This window comes from Telluria mixta, from assembly GCF_029223865.1.
Classification (GTDB): Bacteria; Pseudomonadota; Gammaproteobacteria; order Burkholderiales; family Burkholderiaceae_D; genus Telluria; species Telluria mixta.
Genome location: NZ_CP119520.1, coordinates 2,330,411 through 2,348,581, shown reverse-complemented (window position 1 = coordinate 2,348,581; position 18,171 = coordinate 2,330,411). Strand labels below are relative to the sequence as shown.

The following is an 18,171-nucleotide window of genomic DNA, read 5'->3' as shown; positions in this document are numbered from 1 at the left end:
TTCAGGAATGCTTGCAACCGCAAGCGGTTGGTGAGGAATGCTGCTCCCCGGGACGCGGTACCAGGTCGACGCCGCCGTCGTTCCACGGATGGCAGCGGCAGACGCGGCGCAGAGCCAGCCATCCGCCGCGCGCGGCGCCGTGGATCTTGACGGCCTCGATCGCGTAATTGGAACAGGTCGGATAGAAACGGCAGTTCTGTCCGAGCATCGGAGACACCAGCAACTGGTAACCGCGCAACAGCCAGACAAGCAACCGGTTCATGATAGTCCCGGTTGCGAACCTGAAGGCGCAACGCTCGCCGCCTGTGGAGCGGCCTGGGCTTTGCGTGGACGCGGCAACTGCGACGCGAACAGACGCGCCAGCTCCACGCGCAACTGTGCCTTCAACGCGGACGTCGTCGCCGGACCGTCCTTGCCGTTGACCGGACGCGACAAGCGTACGATGCAGTCGAGCGCCGGCAGCGGCGTGGTCCGGAACAGTTCGCGGGTGATGCGCTTGATGGTGTTGCGCGTGACCGCGCGCGGCGCAAAACGTTTGGCCGCGACGACGCCCAGCCGCGCATGAGGCAGGGCATTCGGTCGGGTATAGAGCACGAAATGCGCGGTTTTTTGTGCAGGGCGCAAACGAAAAACGGATGAAAACTCATCCGTTTTTACGATACGCCGAACGCGCGCGAAGTCGTGCGAACCTTCGCCTGACATATGTCGTAGGCGTGGTCGATGCGGCTTTCCGGGCTTAGACAGCCAGGCGCTTGCGGCCCTTGGCGCGGCGAGCGTTCAGAACCAGACGGCCACCACGGGTAGCCATACGTGCGCGGAAGCCGTGCGTGCGCTTGCGACGAACGACGGAAGGTTGGTAAGTACGTTTCATTGGTGGTCTCGCTTAAAGCAAAATAGATGCAAAATCGGGGCTGAGCTCACACTGAGTCAGCATTGCGCCAATGACATTTCGCAGTTGTTAAGCCAGCGTCACGCCACAGCAAAGCTTGTCGCCTGTGTGCCATTTGTTGGATTAACAAGGCGTACGGGCGGGGAACCCTGAATTATTCAGCATTTTTACTTCAACTGTCAAGGCGACCGTTGTGTCAAGGTCGCTTTATTGTGCGCCGCAAACGGTTGCGCATGCACGTCAAGCGTTCGCGTTTCGGTGGAAAATTCCTGTATCGCCTGTGGATAACTTGCGAGAACACAGGTAAAATAGAGTGTTACGCTTAACTTAGTCGATGTATGGATAACTTTTGGCAGACCTGTTCCAACCAGTTGGAGCTCGAGCTGACACCGCAGCAATATACCGCGTGGATCAAACCACTTGTCGCCCTCGACTACGAGGACGGCAAGCTGCGCATTGCGGCGCCCAATCGCTTCAAGCTCGACTGGGTGAAGTCGCAATTCGCCAACCGCATCACCGCGCTGGCGTCCGAGCATTATCAGCGGCCGGTCGACGTGCAGTTCGTGCTCGACCCGAAGAACAGCGCGCCGAAGAAACCGGCATCGTCGGCCCCTGCCCCGATGCCGTCCAGCAGCGGTGCGCTGGGCATCAACGCCGCCGCCGACAAGACCGTGCCGGAGATGCCTGTCGTCACGCCGGACAATGTCATCGCGAACAATCCGCGCCGCGAGCAGAGCCGCGTCAACCCGGACCTCACGTTCGAGAACTTCGTGACCGGTAAGGCGAACCAGCTGGCGCGCGCCGCTGCGATCCAGGTCGCCAACAACCCGGGCGTCTCGTACAACCCGCTGTTCTTCTACGGCGGCGTGGGCCTCGGTAAAACGCACTTGATCCACGCGATCGGCAACCAGGTGATGGCCGACCAGCCGGGCGCGCGCATCCGCTATATCCACGCGGAACAGTACGTGCGCGACGTCGTGACCGCGTACCAGCGCAAAGGCTTCGACGACTTCAAGCATTACTATCACTCGCTGGACATGCTGCTCATCGACGATATTCAATTCTTCGGTGGCAAGAGCCGCACGCAGGAAGAATTCTTCTATGCGTTCGAGGCACTGATCGCAGCGAAAAAGCAGATCATCATCACGTCGGATACCTATCCGAAAGAGATCACCGGCATGGACGACCGCCTGATCTCGCGCTTCGACTCGGGCCTGACGGTCGCGATCGAACCGCCGGAACTGGAAATGCGCGTGGCGATCCTGATGAAGAAGGCGGAATCGGAAGGCGTGATGCTGAACGACGACGTCGCCTTCTTCGTCGCGAAACACCTGCGCTCGAACGTGCGTGAACTGGAAGGCGCGTTGAGGAAAATCCTCGCGTACTCGCGCTTCCACGGCAAGGACATCACGATCGACGTCGTGAAGGAAGCACTGAAAGACCTGCTGTCCGTGCAGAACCGCCAGATCTCCGTGGAAAACATCCAGAAGACCGTGGCCGATTTCTTCAACATCAAGGTCGCAGACATGTATTCGAAACGCCGCCCGGCCAACATCGCGCGTCCGCGCCAGATCGCGATGTACCTGGCGAAAGAGCTGACGCAGAAGAGTCTGCCGGAAATCGGCGAACTGTTCGGCGGCCGCGACCATACGACGGTGCTGCACGCAGTCCGCAAGATCGCCCAGGACCGCACCAAGAACGCCGAGTGCAACCACGAATTGCACGTGCTGGAACAGACCCTGAAAGGCTGATGCGTGAACGCGGGGGAAAAGGCTGTGCCCCCGATGATTTCTGGCAAAATATTGCACGAACAACATTTTTACCCATAACCGAGGATATTTATGCAACTGGTCAAATCCACCCGAGACACGCTTCTCCGGCCACTGCAGATCGTGAGTGGTATTGTCGAGCGTCGGCACACCATGCCGATTCTGGCCAATATCCTCATCCGCAAGAATGGCGAGAGCGTCTCGTTCCTGTCGACCGACACCGAGGTGCAGATCACGACCCTGGCCAACATCGGTTCGGGCCCTGAAGAGACCGGCACGACTGTCGCGGCGCGCAAGCTGCTCGACATCCTGCGCGCCCTGCCGGAATCGGGCGACGTCACGATGACCCTGCTGAACAAGCGCCTGACCGTCCAGAGCGGCAAGTCGCGCTTCGCACTGCAGACGCTGGCGGCCGAGGAATTCCCGACCGTGTCCGTGGCCGACACCTACAACGCGACCGTCACGCTGCCGCAGAAAACGCTGAAGCACCTGTTCAACATGGTGCACTTCGCGATGGCCCAGCAAGACATCCGCTACTACCTGAACGGCCTGCTGCTGGTGCTGGACGGTAACAACGTGATCGCCGTCGCCACCGACGGCCACCGCCTGGCATTCTCCCAGGTGACGGCGGAACAAACGTTCGAACGCCAGGAAGTCATCATCCCGCGCAAGACCATCCTGGAACTGCAGCGCCTGCTGGAAGAAAGCGACGACGAAGTCCGCCTGGACATCGCCGCCTCGCAGGTCAAGCTGACGTTCGCCGACATCGAGCTCGTCTCGAAGCTGGTCGAAGGCAAGTTCCCGGATTACACCCGCGTGATCCCGAAGGGCTACAAGAACGACTTCACGATCAGCCGCGACGAACTGCTGCGCTCGCTGCAGCGCGCCGCGATCATGACGAGCGACAAGTTCAAGGGCGTGCGCTGCATGATCGCCCCGGGCTCGATGAAGATCAGCTCGACCAACGCCGACCAGGAGGAAGCGGTGGAAGAACTGGAAATCGACTACGGCGGCGACACGATCGACATCGGTTTCAACGTCACGTACCTGCTGGACGTGCTGAACAACCTGAAGTGCGACCAGGTGAATATCTCGCTGGGCGATTCGAATTCGTCGGCGCTGATGTCGATTCCGGAAAATGGCGACTTCAAGTATGTCGTCATGCCGATGCGTATTTAATTAGGGCGAAACGTCCATATATTCGTCCTGTATGCGGGGATTCAAGCAGTAATTGGGTCCCTGCCTGCGCAGGGAGTCGGTTCCGGCAGTGCCGGAAACGACGGTCTTGAGGCCGCGTACCTCGGCTCCGTCGTTCCCGCGAAGGCGGGAACCCAAGTTCGCTCCCCGTATTGATTGACGATCTAGACAGCAGGCCACCGGCCCGCCGTCTGATTCACACGTTATTTGAGAAAGCAGTCATGTCCGAGAACACTCAAGCAGTTTTGGAATCCTCCCCTGCCAAGGCGGAAGAGTACGGCGCCTCGTCGATCCAGATCCTGGAAGGCCTGGAAGCGGTACGCAAGCGTCCGGGCATGTACATCGGCGACACGTCGGACGGCACCGGCCTGCATCACCTGGTGTTCGAGGTGCTCGATAACTCGATCGACGAGGCCCTGGCTGGCTACTGCACCGAAATCCACGTCACGATCCATTCCGACAATTCGGTCTCGATCACCGACAACGGCCGCGGCATCCCGACCGGCATCAAGATGGACGACAAGCACGAGCCGAAACGCTCGGCGACCGAGATCGCCCTGACGGAACTGCACGCCGGCGGCAAATTCAACCAGAACGCCTATAAAGTGTCGGGCGGCCTGCACGGCGTCGGCGTCTCGTGCGTGAACGCGCTGTCGAAGCTGCTGCGCGTGACCGTCCGCCAGAACGGCAAAGTGCACCAGATGGAATTCGAGCGCGGCGTTCCGCTGAACCGCGAAATCGAAATCCGCGACGGCTTCGAAGTCTCGCCGATCAAGGTCATCGGCGAAACCGACAAGCGCGGCACGGAAGTCCATTTCTGGGCCGACGAGGAAATCTTCTCGCACGTCGAGTTCCATTACGAGATCCTGAGCAAGCGTATCCGCGAACTCTCGTTCCTGAACAACGGCGTCAACATCAAGCTGAGCGACCAGCGCACCGGCAAGGAAGAAATCTTCGCCTTCGAAGGTGGCACCCGCGGCTTCGTGGAGTACATCAACAAGGCCAAGACCGTCCTGCACCCGACCGTGTTCCAGGCGACGGGCGAGCGCGTGTCGGAAAACGGCACCAACGTCTCGGTCGACGTGTCGATGCAGTGGAACGACGCGTACAACGAGCAAGTGCTCTGCTTCACGAACAACATCCCGCAGCGCGACGGCGGCACCCACCTGACCGGCCTGCGCGCGGCAATGACGCGCGTGATCAACAAATACATCGACGAGAACGACTTCGCCAAGAAGGCCAAGGTCGAAATCTCGGGCGACGACATGCGCGAAGGTCTCACCTGCGTGCTGTCGGTGAAAGTGCCTGAGCCGAAGTTCTCGTCGCAAACGAAAGACAAGCTCGTGTCGTCGGAAGTGCGCGGCCCGGTCGAAGAGATCGTGGCGAAGACGCTCACCGACTTCCTGATGGAAAAGCCGAACGACGCCAAGATCATCTGCGGCAAGATCGTGGAAGCGGCGCGTGCGCGCGAAGCAGCCCGCAAGGCCCGCGACCTCACCCGCCGCAAGGGTGTGATGGACGGCCTGGGCCTGTCGTCGAAGCTGGCCGACTGCCAGGAACGCGACCCGGCGCTGGCCGAGCTGTACATCGTCGAGGGTGACTCCGCAGGCGGTTCCGCCAAGCAGGGTCGCGACCGTAAGTTCCAGGCCATCCTGCCGCTGCGCGGCAAGGTGCTGAACGTGGAAAAGGCGCGCTTCGAAAAGATGCTGTCGTCGGAACAGATCACGACCCTGATCGCGACGCTCGGCACGTCGATCGGCCCGGACGAGTTCAACGTCGACAAGCTGCGCTACCACCGCATCATCATCATGACCGACGCGGACGTCGACGGTGCCCACATCCGCACCCTGCTGCTGACCTTGTTCTACCGCCAGATGCCGCAGCTGGTCGAGCGCGGCCATATCTACATCGCGCAACCGCCGCTGTACAAGGTCAAGGCCGGCCGCGATGAGCGCTACCTCAAGGACGACGTCGAGGAAGCGAGCTACATGATGCGTTTCGCGCTGAACGGCGCCGCCCTGCTGCCGAAGGAAGGCGCGGAGGCGATCACCGACGGTGCGCTGGGCGACCTGGTCGACAAGTACAACAAGGCCAACGCGATCATGATGCGCCTGTCGCGCGTGATCGACCGCGCCGCCCTGTCCGCCATCATGACCGGCGTGAAGCTGGACCTGTCGACCCAGGAAGCGGCCGAGAAATCGGCCCAGGCCATGGCCGACGCGATCCACGACCCGAGCGTGAAGGTGGGCGTGCGTTCGGACGAACTGTCCGACAAGCACAGCCTGCGCATCGAGCGCATCCACTACGGCAACGTGCAGGTGACGTCGATCGACGCCGACTTTGTCGCCAGCGCGGATTACAAGACGCTGGAAAACTCGGCGGAGACGTTCCAGGGCCTGATGGGCGACGGCGCGATCATCCGCCGCGGCGAAGGCGAGAAGATGAAGGAATTCGCCGTGCGCGACTTCCAGCAGGCCATGGAATGGCTGCGCGAGGAAGCCGAGCGTGGCGTCTCCAAGCAACGCTATAAAGGGCTGGGCGAGATGAATCCCGAGCAGCTGTGGGAAACGACCATGGATCCGACCGTGCGTCGCCTGCTGAAGGTGCAGATCGAGGATGCGATTGCCGCCGACCAGATCTTTACCACGCTGATGGGGGATGAAGTGGAGCCGCGCCGGAACTTTATTGAGTCGAATGCGCTGCAGGCGGGGAATATCGACGTCTGACGTCGCTGGTATCCAAATGAACGGCCAACCGAACAAGGTTGGCCGTTTTACTTTAGAGGCGCACTAGAGGCCATTTCGAATCTCCATCAGTGCGAAACCAAGGAGATTCAAACCCAACCACTGGCTCGGGTTCTTCGCTCTCTCATCATCTTGAGCAAGACCGATGCCCCAGATGCTATCGACCGGACTCGCTTCGACGAGAATGCGTGCCCCGCTCTGTTTCAGAAAAATGCCAAGCTCCGGATTTTGCGTGAACTTGGCCTGATTGGCCCGAACGACAATCGAAAAGCGATGTTCGACCCAGACTGCCTCATCAAATCCAGATACGCTTCGGCCTAGCGCTTTCGCCGCACCTGGCGTAGGAGCTTGCAGTACACGTACTCGTGCCGAGGGATCACCGAACAGCACCGCCTTTTCTGCCATCATGTAATGCTCGGCCGTGGCGTAGCGCTGCCCATCTATCACGAACGGTGCCTCGTACCACTGACTAAAACAGGACGAGGTAATGCCTGCCTTTCCTGGTTGGTGTCCCCAGAAAAAGAGATACTTCAATGCCTCGCCAGCAAGGTGTCTTCGGCGTAAATCTTCGAGAAATTGCGTGTCGTCCATCAGATACCTCATTCTTCTTTTCTATATTCGTCGATGACCCATGCGCGCAGCGCCTGCTTCTCCGTACGACGCTGCCTGCGCCCCGCCTGATACGCCCCATGCGCACCCGCATTGCGCTGTTTAGCCGCGACCGCATGCGGATTACGCGGCTTGATCGATTTGATCTTCATGTCTTACCCCTTGATGCACACCACCTGGCGCAGCGTTTGCACGACCTCGACCAGATCCGTCTGATGCGCCATGACCTTGTCGATGTCCTTGTAGGCCGCCGGAATCTCGTCGACCACGCCACCGTCCTTGCGGCATTCGATGCCTTCCGTCTGCGCCGCCAGGTCGAAACGGTCGAACTTGCGCTTGGCCTCGCTGCGGCTCATGTGGCGTCCCGCGCCGTGCGAGCATGAGCAGAACGATTCCGGATTACCCTTGCCGCGCACGATGTAGCTCTTCGCGCCCATGCTGCCGGGGATGATGCCGAGCTCGCCTTCACGCGCCGAGATCGCGCCCTTGCGCGTGACGAACAGGCGCTCGCCGCCGTGCGATTCGCGTGCCACATAGTTGTGGTGGCAATTGATCGCTTCGCCATCGAGCTTGAACGGCGGGACATGCTGTGCAAGCACGTCGACGACCCGGCGCATCATTTCGCGGCGGTTGATGAGCGCGTAATCCTGCGCCCACTCGACAGCTTCGATGTAGTCGTCGAACAGCGTCGATCCCTCGCTGAAATAGGACAGGTCCTTGTCCGGCAGATGGATCTGGTGACGCTGCATGTCCTTGCGCGCCGCCGCGATGAAATAGCGGCCGATGACGTTGCCGATGCCGCGCGAACCGGAGTGCAGCATGATCCAGACGCGCTGTTCTTCGTCGAGACAGATCTCGATGAAGTGATTGCCGCCGCCGAGCGTGCCCAACTGGCAGATCCACGTCTGTGCAAACTTCTGCTGCATCTTCATGATGCCGCCGTGCTTGCCGACGATGACATCCAGCCGGTCATTGAGCGGCCGTCCGACGCGGGCATGGGCCGAACCACGCACCTTGTCCCAGGCATGCTGCCCGAAGCCGACCGGCACGGCCGCTTCGATGGCGCTGCGCAGGCGGGCCAGGCCATCCGGCAACTGGCTCGCCGTAAGCGTCGTGCGCACGGCATTCATGCCGCAGCCGATGTCGACACCAACGGCGGCGGGAATGATCGCGGACTGCGTCGGGATCACGCTGCCGACGGTCGCGCCGACACCAGCGTGCACGTCGGGCATCGCCGCGACGTGCGGATGGACGATCGGCAGCTTGGCGATGTTCAGCAATTGCTGCAGCGCCGCGTGGTCGATGTCGTCCGTATAGATGTGCACCGGGACACGTCCCTTGTGCAGTGTTTGTACGATGGGCATAACTTGTCCTAAAAGATTCGTCATGCCGGCGTTCTTGCTCTGAAAAGCAAAAACCCCGGCGAGTGTCCTCGCCGGGGCTCTGAAGGAACGGCCGGCTCGAGGAGGCATAAGTGCCTGGCCCCGAGCTCGGTGCTCGGGGCTATCTGTCTTGCGTGTTGTCGATAGCCGTACGTGGCATTGCCGTTCCTTTCTTGAGAAATGGGTTGATCGAAGCGATGAGGTGCGATTCTGCGTTACCTCGATCTTGCCTGTCAAACAATCAAACCATCAATGTTGTGTTTTTTGCACAGTAGCGTCAATTCAATAACCGGCTGTGCTTGGGTAACTGCGCCGTCAGATAGTCATGCTGATCCGCAAGGATATTCCGCCCGCTCAGCAGATAATGCTCCGCGCGACACGGCACATACGGCACATAAATCAGCGGCCGGAATTGCTCGACCAGCAGATTGCCCTTTTCCTGGTTACAGCGCTTGCAGGCGGTCACGCAATTCATCCACGTATCCTTGCCGCCGCGCGACCTCGGCAGGATATGGTCGCGCGACAGTTCCTTGTGCGCGAAGCGATTGCCGCAATAGGCGCAGGTATAGCGGTCGCGTTTGAAGAGCAGGTCGTTCTGGTGCGTCAGCGGCAGGCCGGTCCTGAACATGCGCGTCATGATTTCGCTGCCGGCGATGGCAATGATCGGCTTGACGGCGATTTTCGACTGCACGCCCGCACGGGAATAGCCGCCGCGGAAAACGAATTCGCGGCCGCCCAGTTCCCAGGCCACTTTGCCGAGCGCGTAGTACAGGATGGCGTCCTCCGGCGCAATCCAGTCGAACGGGTTCCCTGCAATATCGAGTGCCAGGATTTGCGTGTTCATCATGTCACCTTCGTTTCGTAGTGACAGCGTAGCCTGAACACAAATAAAAGTCAGCAATCGTGCGCTGACTTCGACTTCAGCCCCGCAATCTCACGGGCTTGGCGCCGAACGAACGGACCACGACAGGTTTCGCCAACCCGGCCAGGAAACGGCCCAGCGGCGCCTCGACCCAGTGATGGAACACGGCACCGGACGCGACGCTGGCCGCCCACGCCCACACGACGCCTGCGCCTTGCAAATAAGCATCATCCGGAACGAAGCGCGTGAACGCCGCATTCACGACCAGGCACACCGGAAAGTGCACGAGGAAGATCGAATAGGAAATCTTGCCCAGGTAATTGATGACCGACCACCCCGAGTTCGCGTACGTGCTCAGCCGCGTACGGCCGTACAGGCACAGGAAGCAGGCCACGACGGACGCCACTGCGATGCGGATCCGGAAATCCAGTTCCAGCGCCAGCACGGCCGGCACCACCATCATCAACAGGAGAGAGAATGTCGCGATGAACGGCCGGCGCGGATCGCTCGCCCACCATGCGAGGATGCCGAGGCCATAGCTGCCGAAAAAGTACGGCGCCCACACGTCGAATTCGGCGTCGCGGTTGAAGTACAGCAGCGAGATGCTCACACCCAAGGTCACCAGCAGCGGCATCAGCCAAGGCATGACCCGGTGGCCGGCGATGCGTCCACCCAGCCACAGCAGGCAAGTGATCAGCGCATACAGCTGGAAATCGATGGCGACATACCAGGCACCGGCGGACAGCGATTCATAGCCCAGCACGCCGTGCAGCAGCAGGATGTGCGCGGCCAGCTGGGACATGTCCGGCGGGGCGGAGATCGAATCGTGGACCATCCACGTGCGCGCGAGCGCGGAGGCGCCGATCGCCAGGAACATGGCCACGATGAACGGCGGCGCCAGCTTGATATAGCGGCGCCAGATCGTGCCCAGCGGATTGCCGATGCCGGGCATGCCGGACGGCGACAGCGATTTCGCGACGAGGAACCCGCTGATGACGAGGAAGGCCTGGACGGCGATGCGGCCGTACTGGTCGAGCCAGTCGATAATCGGCGGCATCAGCGGCCGCGCGGCGTCGGCCATCGGACCGTAGAACGCCAGGTGGTGCAGGACGATCAGTTGCGCCGCACCGGCCTTCAAGAGGTTGATCAAACCAAACTGTTTTTGGACCGTCGCGTTCGGTCCGGATGCTCCCAAATCTTTCATGTGCAAGCCCAGCCATTCAATGTTGCCCAGTGTCAAGTGAGCAACAATGTTGCCTAAACAGCTGAGCGGGCCGCCATCATAGCTGAGCTGAATCGTGCGGGACCACGCTTTACACCTCGTAAAGCCTGTTACATAAAGATGCAAATTAATCGTAAAAATAACGGCTGAAATCGCGTTTTGCGCATGATTTCAGCCATGCAGAGTAACTAAAGTGTTTCAAGAACAACTTCCATACGCGAAATACCCCGCCGACGTCTGCCTCACATCCGTATAAGCGGTCACCATGTAATACCCGAGATACTGGTTCGAATTCTTCGCATACACCTGCCCATCCGCACCGATATAAGCCCGGCCGGCCGACACGTGCGACACATTGCTGGCATACCAGTGACTGCACGTGAACGGCGCCGCCGCGTTGCCGCTGACGACCTTGTCGATCATGGTCTTGATGGCGACCATCTGCCCGCCGCTCTTGGCCGGGAAATTCACGTCCTCATACCCCCACCAGTCCCAGCATCCTCCCGGATTGTTGGCGGTGACGATCGTTTGCGGGTACAGCACGACGATGTTGTTCGTATCGGCCCAGCGGTTATAGCCGGCGTTCTGGTAAAACGCCGAGCCGACGACGGATGCGCTTTGCAGGCAGCCATGGAAGGCCACGTGCAGCCGGCACGGCTGTCCCCCGGCGCAGCTGGCCGGCACGTACGCGTAGCCGCTGTTCGCCATGCTATAAAAATTCGGATTGAAGTTGCCCCAGAAAACGGACTGGTCGAAGTTGATGAAGCTGCCGCTTAACGTCCCCGCGTTCTTGGGATTCAGCGGCCCGTAAATCCATTTCAGGATCTCGCCTGCCGTATCGAAGTTACAGTTGTTGACGTAGGGACTGCCGTTGATGGCGCAGCCGTTGCCGAAGAAATCCGTCGGGATCGAATGCTCGGCCGCGAGATTGTTCTTGTAATAGATATTGGCGGCCGGGAGGTACGCACCGTACATCGTTTTAAGATCATCCATGACGGGCTGGCGTACCGTGGAATCGATCGTCCCGGACAGCAGATACACCTTCGACGCGGCCATATTGCTGGTCGGGTCGATATAGCCATTGCCCGACCACGTATTCACCACCGACATCAGATACGGCAAATTGCGCGAGCCGGTATTCGCCATGCACGGGCCGACCGAGATCGCGACATTCCCCTGCGAACAGTAGACCGGCCCGCCGGCGATGATGCCCGCGCCCTTTTTCACTGTTTTCGAATACGCGAAATGCATCTGCGCCGCCATGTGGGCGCCGGACGAAAAGCCGGACACCGACACCTCGTTCACGCTGACGTTGTACTTCGGTAAAACGACGACCGCCGCGAAGGCGCTCGTGCCGAGAAAGCCAATAAGGATGCCGGCAAGATGCCTTGCCCTGATCAGGATGGTCATGCTGTCTCCGATTGTTTTATAGGTTTGACCCGGATCAGCTTAGATGAGGCAGACCGATGTGCAAGCGCAAAGCGATGTGCGCTTCCGATCAGGCGACTGTGCAAAAAACGAGGCATCCGGAGCTGAAGCACGCGGCGTGTACCATGTGCGCATGACCTACCGCCTCGCCCTGTTCGATTTCGACGGCACGCTCGCCGACTCGTTTCCCTTCGTCCTCTCCGTCTTTAACACGATCGCCGACCAGCACGGCTTTCGCCGCATCGACGTCGCGCGCGCGGACGAGCTGCGCCACCTCCACGTGCGCCAGATGATGGACCACGTCGGCATGCCGGCCTGGAAGCTGCCGCTCGCCTCCAGGACCTTCATGGCGATGATGCGCGACAGCGCCCACACGATTCCCCTGTTCGACGGCATCGCGGACGCGCTGCGCCACCTGCACGACCGGGGCGTCGTACTCACCGTCGTCTCGTCGAATGCCGAGCACAACGTGCGCGCGGTGCTGGGCCCGGAGCTGGCGGCGCTGATCCGACGCTTCGAGTGCGGCATGTCCGTGTTCGGCAAGGCGAGGCGCATCCGCGCCGTGCTCAAGGCCTGCGGCGTGGCGCCTGCGGACGCCATCTATATCGGCGACCAGGCGACGGATGCGGAGGCGGCGCAACAAGCCGGCGTGGCCTTTGGCGCCGTCCACTGGGGCATTGCCACGATCGAAGCGCTGCGGGCGCAAGACTGCGCCACCGAGTTCGTCACGCCGGCCGACCTGCGCCGGATCGCCACCGCATCCTGACCTGCCCAGCACACGCACCGGCTGGGCGCCTTGAAGAAAAATACTTCGCATGCTAAACTTTCTCATATAAACAGTGAACAAGAGAAGTATTTACGCGAATCAACATGACCCTCACCGACCAGACCCTGAGCAGTCTCACCGCCGCGCTGACCCACGCGTCGCGCGCCTACCGTGCCGCCGCCGACAAGGTCGCGTCCGACTTTGGCCTGTCCCAGGCGACCGGGCTGCCGGTGCTGGTCATCCACCGTTTCGGCGAGAACGGCGTGCGGCCGGGCATCCTCGCCGAGACGCTGAGCCTGGAAGCGTCGTCGCTCGTGCGCGTCGTCGACCACCTGATCGGTTCGGGTCTCGTCGAGCGCCATGAAGACCCGCAAGACCGCCGCGCCAAAATCCTGCGCCTGACCGAAGAGGGCCTCAAGACCGCCCACCAGATGGACCAGGCCCTGACGCCTTTCCGCCGCAAGCTGTTCGGCCAGTTCGATCCGGCCGACGTCGAGGCCACGCTGCGCGTCCTGTCCGGCCTGCCGACCGCCATCGCCACGATCCAGGCCGCATGAACTTGCCAACCCGGTCGGAGATGCTGTTCTCCGTCAAGTCATTCGCGGCAGCGATGCTCTCGGTTTATATATCGATGCGCATCGGACTGCCGCGACCTTTTTGGGCGCTGATGACGGCGTACATCTGCGCCGCGCCGTTCGCCGGACCGACCCGCTCCAAGGGCCTGTACCGCGCGGGCGGCACCGTCCTCGGCGCCATCGCGGTCACGTTCCTCGTGCCGCGCCTGATCAACTCGCCCGAGCTGCTGTCGCTGGCGCTGGCGCTGTGGATCGCCGGCTGCCTCTATTTCTCTCTGCTCGACCGCACGCCGCGTTCGTACATGCTGATGCTGGGCGGCTATACCGCCGGCCTCATCGCCTTCCCCGCCGTGAACGAGCCGGCCGCCATCTTCGACATCGCCCTCGCGCGCGTGGAGGAAATCCTGCTCGGCATCACGTGCGCCACCGTCGTGCACAGCCTCGTGCTGCCGCAGCCGTTCGGTCCGATGCTGCTGGCGCGCCTGGACAACGCCGTGCGCGACGCCCAGCACTGGATCCGCGACGCGCTGAACCCGGCCGGCGACGCGCGCAGTGCCGGCGACCGGCGCAAGCTCGCGGGCGACATCACGGAGATGCGCCTGATGACCACGCACCTGCCGTTTGACACATCGCGCCTGCGCTGGACGGAGAAGGCGGTCAATGCGCTGCAGGAACGCCTGGCCGCCTTCGTGCCGATCGTCTCGGGCGTGGAAGACCGCCTGACGGCGCTGCGCGATCTGGGCGCCACCGAGGTGTCGGAACGGTGGGATGCATTGCTGCGCGACGTCGTCGCCCTCACCGAGAGCCCGAAGGACGTGGCGATCGATGCCCGGGGCGCCGCACTGCGCGCGCGTATCGACGCCCTCGAACCGAAGGTCGACGAAGCACTCGGCTGGACCGGCATGATCGAAGTGAACCTGGCCGCACGGCTGCGGCGCCTGATCGAGATCTGCGTCGAGACGCGCACCCTGCGCCAGCACATCGACGCCGGCGTGCACGGCCGCCTGCCCGAGGCCGTGCGCCACCTGCCGGGCGTGCCGGTGAGCGCGCTGCACCTGGACCGGGGCATGGCCGCGCTGTCCGCGTTCGCGGCCGCCGCCGCCGTGCTGGCGTGCTGCGCATTCTGGATCCTGACCGGCTGGCCGGCCGGAGCCGCCGCCCCGATGATGACGGCCGTGCTGTGCTGCTTCTTCTCCACGCAGGACGACCCGGTGCCGTTCATCAAGAGCTTCATGTGGTACTCGATCTATGCGATCCCGCTGTCGGCCCTGTACCTGCTGGGCATCCTGCCGGCCGTGCACAACTTCGAATCGTTCGTCGTCGCCTGTGCCCCGACCTTCCTCGTACTGGGCGTCTTCCTCGCGCGGCCCTCCACGTTCGGGCGCGCGATGCCCTTCCTGTTCGCCATCTGCGGGACGCTGGCCATGGTCGACACGCACAACGCCGACATGGTGTCCTTCGTGAACAGCACGCTGGCGCAGGTCGTCGGCTACGTCGCGGCCGCCGTCACGACGAGCGTGTTCCGCCGCGTCGGCGCCGGCTGGACGGCGCGCCGCCTGCTCAAGGCCGGCTGGAGCGAACTGTCGCGCATGGGCAAGGGCGAACGCGTGCCGTCGCTGCCGGAATTCTCGGCACGCATGGTCGACCGCGTCGGCCAGCTGACCCCGCGCCTCGCGCTGGCCGGGAAGGACCAGGACCTGCAGGCCGTCGACGCCCTGCGCGACCTGCGCATCGGCTTGAACATGACCTTGCTGCAGAACGTGCGCGCGCGACTGGGCCGCGGCGAAGCGGCCGTCGGCCCGCTGATGAAGCAGCTGTCTCGCCATTTCGCGCTGCGCCCGCGGGTCGACGCCGGTTGCGAACGCAGCCTGCTGGACACGCTCGACAACGCCCTGCGCGCCATCTGCGCCGGCGAACGCGATGCCGCCCAGCGCGAGGCCCTGGCTGCCCTCACCGGCATGCGGCGCGACCTGTTTCCCAAGGCGGCGGCGTATCAACCGTCGCTGGCAACTGCAATCTGAAAGGAGATCCGATGATCGGCGAAGTCAGCATCTACGGCCTCTACGTTCCTCCGCTCCTGCTGCTCACGCTGGCGGCGCTGGTGGTCTCGCGGCTCATCAACCTGGTCCTGGCGAAGACGGGCTTTTATCGCGTCGTCTGGCACCCGGCCCTGTTCGATTTTTCCCTGTTCGTCATCGTGCTCGGCGCACTGACGTATTACACACGCAACTGGTCCTGAGATGGCTATGAAAACTATTTTGTCGACGATTGGCCGGATGAGTATCACGGCGGTGGTGACCGCGGGCGCGGTCTACGCGGGCTGGCAGCTGTGGCGCCACTACGAGGTCGAACCCTGGACGCGCGACGGCCGCGTGAAAGCCTATGTCGTGCAGGTCGCGCCCGACGTGACGGGCCAGGTGACCAAGGTCTATGTGCACGACAACCAGCAGGTGAAGGCCGGCGAGGCGCTGTTCGACATCGACCGCGCCCGCTTCGAACTGGCCTTGCGCCAGAGCGAAGCCCAGGTGGCGGCGGCCCAGGCCGCATTGGCCCAGGCGCTGCGCGAGAACCAGCGTAATACCCAGCTCGACGACCTCGTGTCGCAGGAAACCCGCGAGCAGGGCCAGACCCGCAGCGACCAGGCCCGCGCCACCTTGGCCCAGGCCATCGTCAACCGCGACACCGCGAAGCTGAACCTCGAGCGCACGCGCGTCATCTCGAGCGTCGACGGCATCGTGACGAACCTCGACCTGCGCGAAGGTGCGTACGCCACCGCGGCGCATCCGGTAATGGCCGTCGTCGACAGCGGCTCGTTCTACGTCGAAGGCTATTTCGAAGAGACCAAGCTGCCCGGCATCCAGCTGGGCGACCGGGTCGACGTCACCCTGATGGGCACGCGCCAGCCGATCCGCGGCCATGTGGAAAGCTTCGCCGAAGGCATCACCGACCGCGACCGCAGCACGGGCGCCAACATGCTGCCGAACGTGAACCCGACCTTCAACTGGGTCCGCCTCGCACAGCGCGTGCCGGTGCGCATCGCCATCGACCAGGTGCCGGCCACCGTGCGTCTCGTTGCCGGGCAGACGGCGACGGTCAAGGTGTTGCCCGCCCAGGCCAAGCCGGCTGTGGTGCCCACTGCGCCGGCCAAGGCGGTGGCTGCCGTTCCCGCTGCGACTACCACGCATTAAATCGTCATGAACCGCTACCGATCCTCCGTCAAGAAAGTCTTCACGCTGTCGCTGCTGGCGGCCGCACTCGCCGCCTGCACGACGGTCGGCCCCGACTACCACGTGCCGAAAGAAGCCGTGATCAAGCGCGACGCGGCCAATGCCCCGTTCATGGGCGCGACCGAACAGCCCTTCAAATCCGAGCCGCTGCCGGCCGACTGGTGGCGCCTGTACCAGGACCCGCTGCTCGACAAGCTGATCGCCAAGGCGTTCGCCAACAATGCCGACCTGCGCGTGGCCGCCGCCAACCTGCAGCGCGCGCATGGCGTGCTGGAAGAGGTCGAGGAAAAGAAGCGACCCGAAGTCGAGATGAGCGCCGCCCCGCAATACGGCCGCATCGCCGGTGCCCAGCTGGGCATCCCGGAACAACTGCCTACCGACGGCCTGTACGACGCCGACGTCAAGATCGGCTACACGCTCGACCTGTGGGGCCGCATCCGCCGCGCCGTCGAAGCGTCGGAGGCGGATGTCGAAGCCGCACAGGCGGCCAGCGACCTCACCCACGTGATCGTCGCCGCCGACACGACCCGCGCCTATGCGGAAGCGTGTTCGGCCGGCTACCAGCTGAAGGTGGCGCAGGATTCGGTCGATCTGCAGCAAAAGTTCGTGAAGCTCACGGCCGAACGCGTCAAGCGCGGCCGCGGCATCGCCATCGACACCACCCGAGCACAAGCCCAGTTCGACCAGTTGCGCGCCAACCTGCCGCCGCTGGAAGCGCGTCGCCGCACGGCGCTGTACCGTCTGGCTGTTTTGACCGGCGAAGTGCCGAGCCAGTTCCCGGCCGAGGTCGCGCAATGTTCGACGCCGCCGCGCGTGGCCGCGACGATCCCCATCGGCGATGGCGCCGCCCTGCTGCGCCGCCGTCCCGACGTACGCCAGGCCGAGCGCCAGCTGGCCGGCGCCACGGCGCGCATCGGCGTCGCGACGGCCGAGCTGTACCCGAACATCAACCTGGGCGCGTCGGTCGGCATGATCGGCATGATGAACCAGTTCAACGATGCGAATACATGGAAGTTCAGCCTGGGCCCGCTGATCTCGTGGAGCCTGCCGGCGACCAGCTCCGCCCGCTCGCACATCGCGCAAGCCACGGCCAACACGGCCGGTGCCCTGGCCCGCTTCGACTCGGTCGTGCTGAACGCGCTGCGCGAGACGGAAAGCGCGCTGACCGTCTACGCCCGCGAGCTCGACCGCAACGCCGCCCTGCGCGCCGCCCGCGACCAGAGCGCGCTGGCGTCGCGCCAGTCGGCCAGGCTGTACCAGTTCGGTCGCACCGACTTCCTGTCCCAGCTCGACGCGGACCGCACCCTGGCCAGCGCCGAGAACATCCTTGCGGCATCCGATGCACAGCTGGCGGCGGATCAGGTGCAGCTGTTCCTCGCACTGGGTGGTGGGTGGGAAAACACGCATGCCAAGCACGGTCAAGAGCATGCGGGTAGGGTGGACGGCTCTGCCGTCCACGCGTCCAACCAGCCTTGACTATGGAGATCCGTCGCGTATCACC

At 62.8% G+C, this 18,171-nt stretch carries 18 protein-coding genes; 9 read left to right on the top strand and 9 right to left on the bottom strand.

The genetic code is table 11. From position 1 onward, the window contains the following. Position 1: 1 nt before the first annotated feature. From yidD to rpmH, 3 genes are read right to left on the bottom strand one after another with little or no spacing between them, the layout of a single operon-like run. Positions 2-262, bottom strand: a complete 261-nt coding sequence (gene yidD / locus P0M04_RS10420) for a membrane protein insertion efficiency factor YidD (protein ID WP_036238662.1) — start codon at positions 260-262, stop codon at positions 2-4. Continuing rightward, the gene (rnpA, locus tag P0M04_RS10415; RefSeq protein WP_259452642.1) at positions 259-702 is read right to left on the bottom strand and encodes a ribonuclease P protein component; all 444 of its coding nucleotides are present in this window, start codon (positions 700-702) and stop codon (positions 259-261) included. The genes yidD and rnpA overlap by 4 nt, the downstream gene beginning before the upstream one ends. A gap of 34 nt (positions 703-736) precedes the next feature. Next, entirely contained in the window at positions 737-871 is a 135-nt protein-coding gene (rpmH, locus tag P0M04_RS10410; protein WP_075796440.1) for a 50S ribosomal protein L34, read from the bottom strand. Between the two features lie 356 nt (positions 872-1,227). Here rpmH and dnaA point away from each other — a divergent pair, with 356 nt between their 5' ends. The 3 genes from dnaA (at position 1,228) to gyrB (ending at position 6,581) form a co-directional block, all read left to right on the top strand. Further along, positions 1,228-2,640 (top strand): chromosomal replication initiator protein DnaA, encoded by a 1,413-nt coding sequence (gene dnaA, locus P0M04_RS10405; RefSeq protein ID WP_259452641.1) that lies wholly within the window; start codon positions 1,228-1,230, stop codon positions 2,638-2,640. Positions 2,641-2,730: 90 nt separating this feature from the next. Further along, entirely contained in the window at positions 2,731-3,837 is a 1,107-nt protein-coding gene (dnaN, locus tag P0M04_RS10400) for a DNA polymerase III subunit beta (protein WP_105380037.1), read from the top strand. A 239-nt stretch (positions 3,838-4,076) separates the two neighbouring features. Next, positions 4,077-6,581, top strand: a complete 2,505-nt coding sequence (gene gyrB / locus P0M04_RS10395; RefSeq protein WP_259452640.1) for a DNA topoisomerase (ATP-hydrolyzing) subunit B — start codon at positions 4,077-4,079, stop codon at positions 6,579-6,581. A gap of 63 nt (positions 6,582-6,644) precedes the next feature. Here gyrB and ybiA read toward each other — a convergent pair whose 3' ends face one another. The 6 genes from ybiA to P0M04_RS10365 all read right to left on the bottom strand — a co-directional run bounded on the left by ybiA (position 6,645) and on the right by P0M04_RS10365 (position 12,084). Then, on the bottom strand, positions 6,645-7,190 hold the full coding sequence (gene ybiA, locus P0M04_RS10390) for a riboflavin biosynthesis intermediates N-glycosidase (RefSeq protein WP_259452639.1): 546 nt from the start codon (positions 7,188-7,190) through the stop codon (positions 6,645-6,647). A gap of 8 nt (positions 7,191-7,198) precedes the next feature. Beyond that, positions 7,199-7,360 carry a hypothetical protein gene (locus P0M04_RS10385; protein WP_259452638.1) on the bottom strand — a complete coding sequence of 54 codons (162 nt, stop codon included), beginning with the start codon at positions 7,358-7,360 and terminating at the stop codon, positions 7,199-7,201. Between the two features lie 3 nt (positions 7,361-7,363). After that, entirely contained in the window at positions 7,364-8,572 is a 1,209-nt protein-coding gene (locus tag P0M04_RS10380) for an RtcB family protein (RefSeq protein ID WP_259452637.1), read from the bottom strand. Between the two features lie 295 nt (positions 8,573-8,867). Continuing rightward, positions 8,868-9,437, bottom strand: coding sequence for an HNH endonuclease (locus P0M04_RS10375; protein ID WP_259452636.1), 570 nt, complete (start codon positions 9,435-9,437; stop codon positions 8,868-8,870). A gap of 73 nt (positions 9,438-9,510) precedes the next feature. Beyond that, complete coding sequence (locus P0M04_RS10370) at positions 9,511-10,602, bottom strand: acyltransferase family protein (RefSeq protein ID WP_307727361.1); 1,092 nt, start codon at positions 10,600-10,602, stop codon at positions 9,511-9,513. A 270-nt stretch (positions 10,603-10,872) separates the two neighbouring features. Further along, positions 10,873-12,084 (bottom strand): extracellular catalytic domain type 2 short-chain-length polyhydroxyalkanoate depolymerase, encoded by a 1,212-nt coding sequence (locus P0M04_RS10365; protein ID WP_259452634.1) that lies wholly within the window; start codon positions 12,082-12,084, stop codon positions 10,873-10,875. 151 nt (positions 12,085-12,235) lie between these two features. Between P0M04_RS10365 and P0M04_RS10360 the strand changes: the two genes are divergently transcribed. The 6 genes from P0M04_RS10360 to P0M04_RS10335 all read left to right on the top strand — a co-directional run bounded on the left by P0M04_RS10360 (position 12,236) and on the right by P0M04_RS10335 (position 18,146). Next, positions 12,236-12,868: an HAD hydrolase-like protein gene (locus P0M04_RS10360; protein WP_259452633.1), complete on the top strand. Its 633-nt coding sequence runs from the start codon at positions 12,236-12,238 to the stop codon at positions 12,866-12,868. Between the two features lie 104 nt (positions 12,869-12,972). Beyond that, positions 12,973-13,425, top strand: coding sequence for a MarR family winged helix-turn-helix transcriptional regulator (locus tag P0M04_RS10355; protein WP_259452632.1), 453 nt, complete (start codon positions 12,973-12,975; stop codon positions 13,423-13,425). After that, positions 13,422-15,464 carry an FUSC family protein gene (locus P0M04_RS10350; protein ID WP_259452631.1) on the top strand — a complete coding sequence of 681 codons (2,043 nt, stop codon included), beginning with the start codon at positions 13,422-13,424 and terminating at the stop codon, positions 15,462-15,464. Before P0M04_RS10355 ends, P0M04_RS10350 begins: the two co-directional genes overlap by 4 nt. 11 nt (positions 15,465-15,475) lie before the next feature. Beyond that, on the top strand, positions 15,476-15,682 hold the full coding sequence (locus tag P0M04_RS10345) for a DUF1656 domain-containing protein (RefSeq protein WP_025511664.1): 207 nt from the start codon (positions 15,476-15,478) through the stop codon (positions 15,680-15,682). A 7-nt stretch (positions 15,683-15,689) separates the two neighbouring features. Continuing rightward, positions 15,690-16,631, top strand: a complete 942-nt coding sequence (locus P0M04_RS10340) for an efflux RND transporter periplasmic adaptor subunit (RefSeq protein ID WP_259452630.1) — start codon at positions 15,690-15,692, stop codon at positions 16,629-16,631. 6 nt (positions 16,632-16,637) lie between these two features. After that, positions 16,638-18,146: a TolC family protein gene (locus tag P0M04_RS10335; protein ID WP_259452629.1), complete on the top strand. Its 1,509-nt coding sequence runs from the start codon at positions 16,638-16,640 to the stop codon at positions 18,144-18,146. The last annotated feature ends 25 nt before the right edge of the window (positions 18,147-18,171 follow it).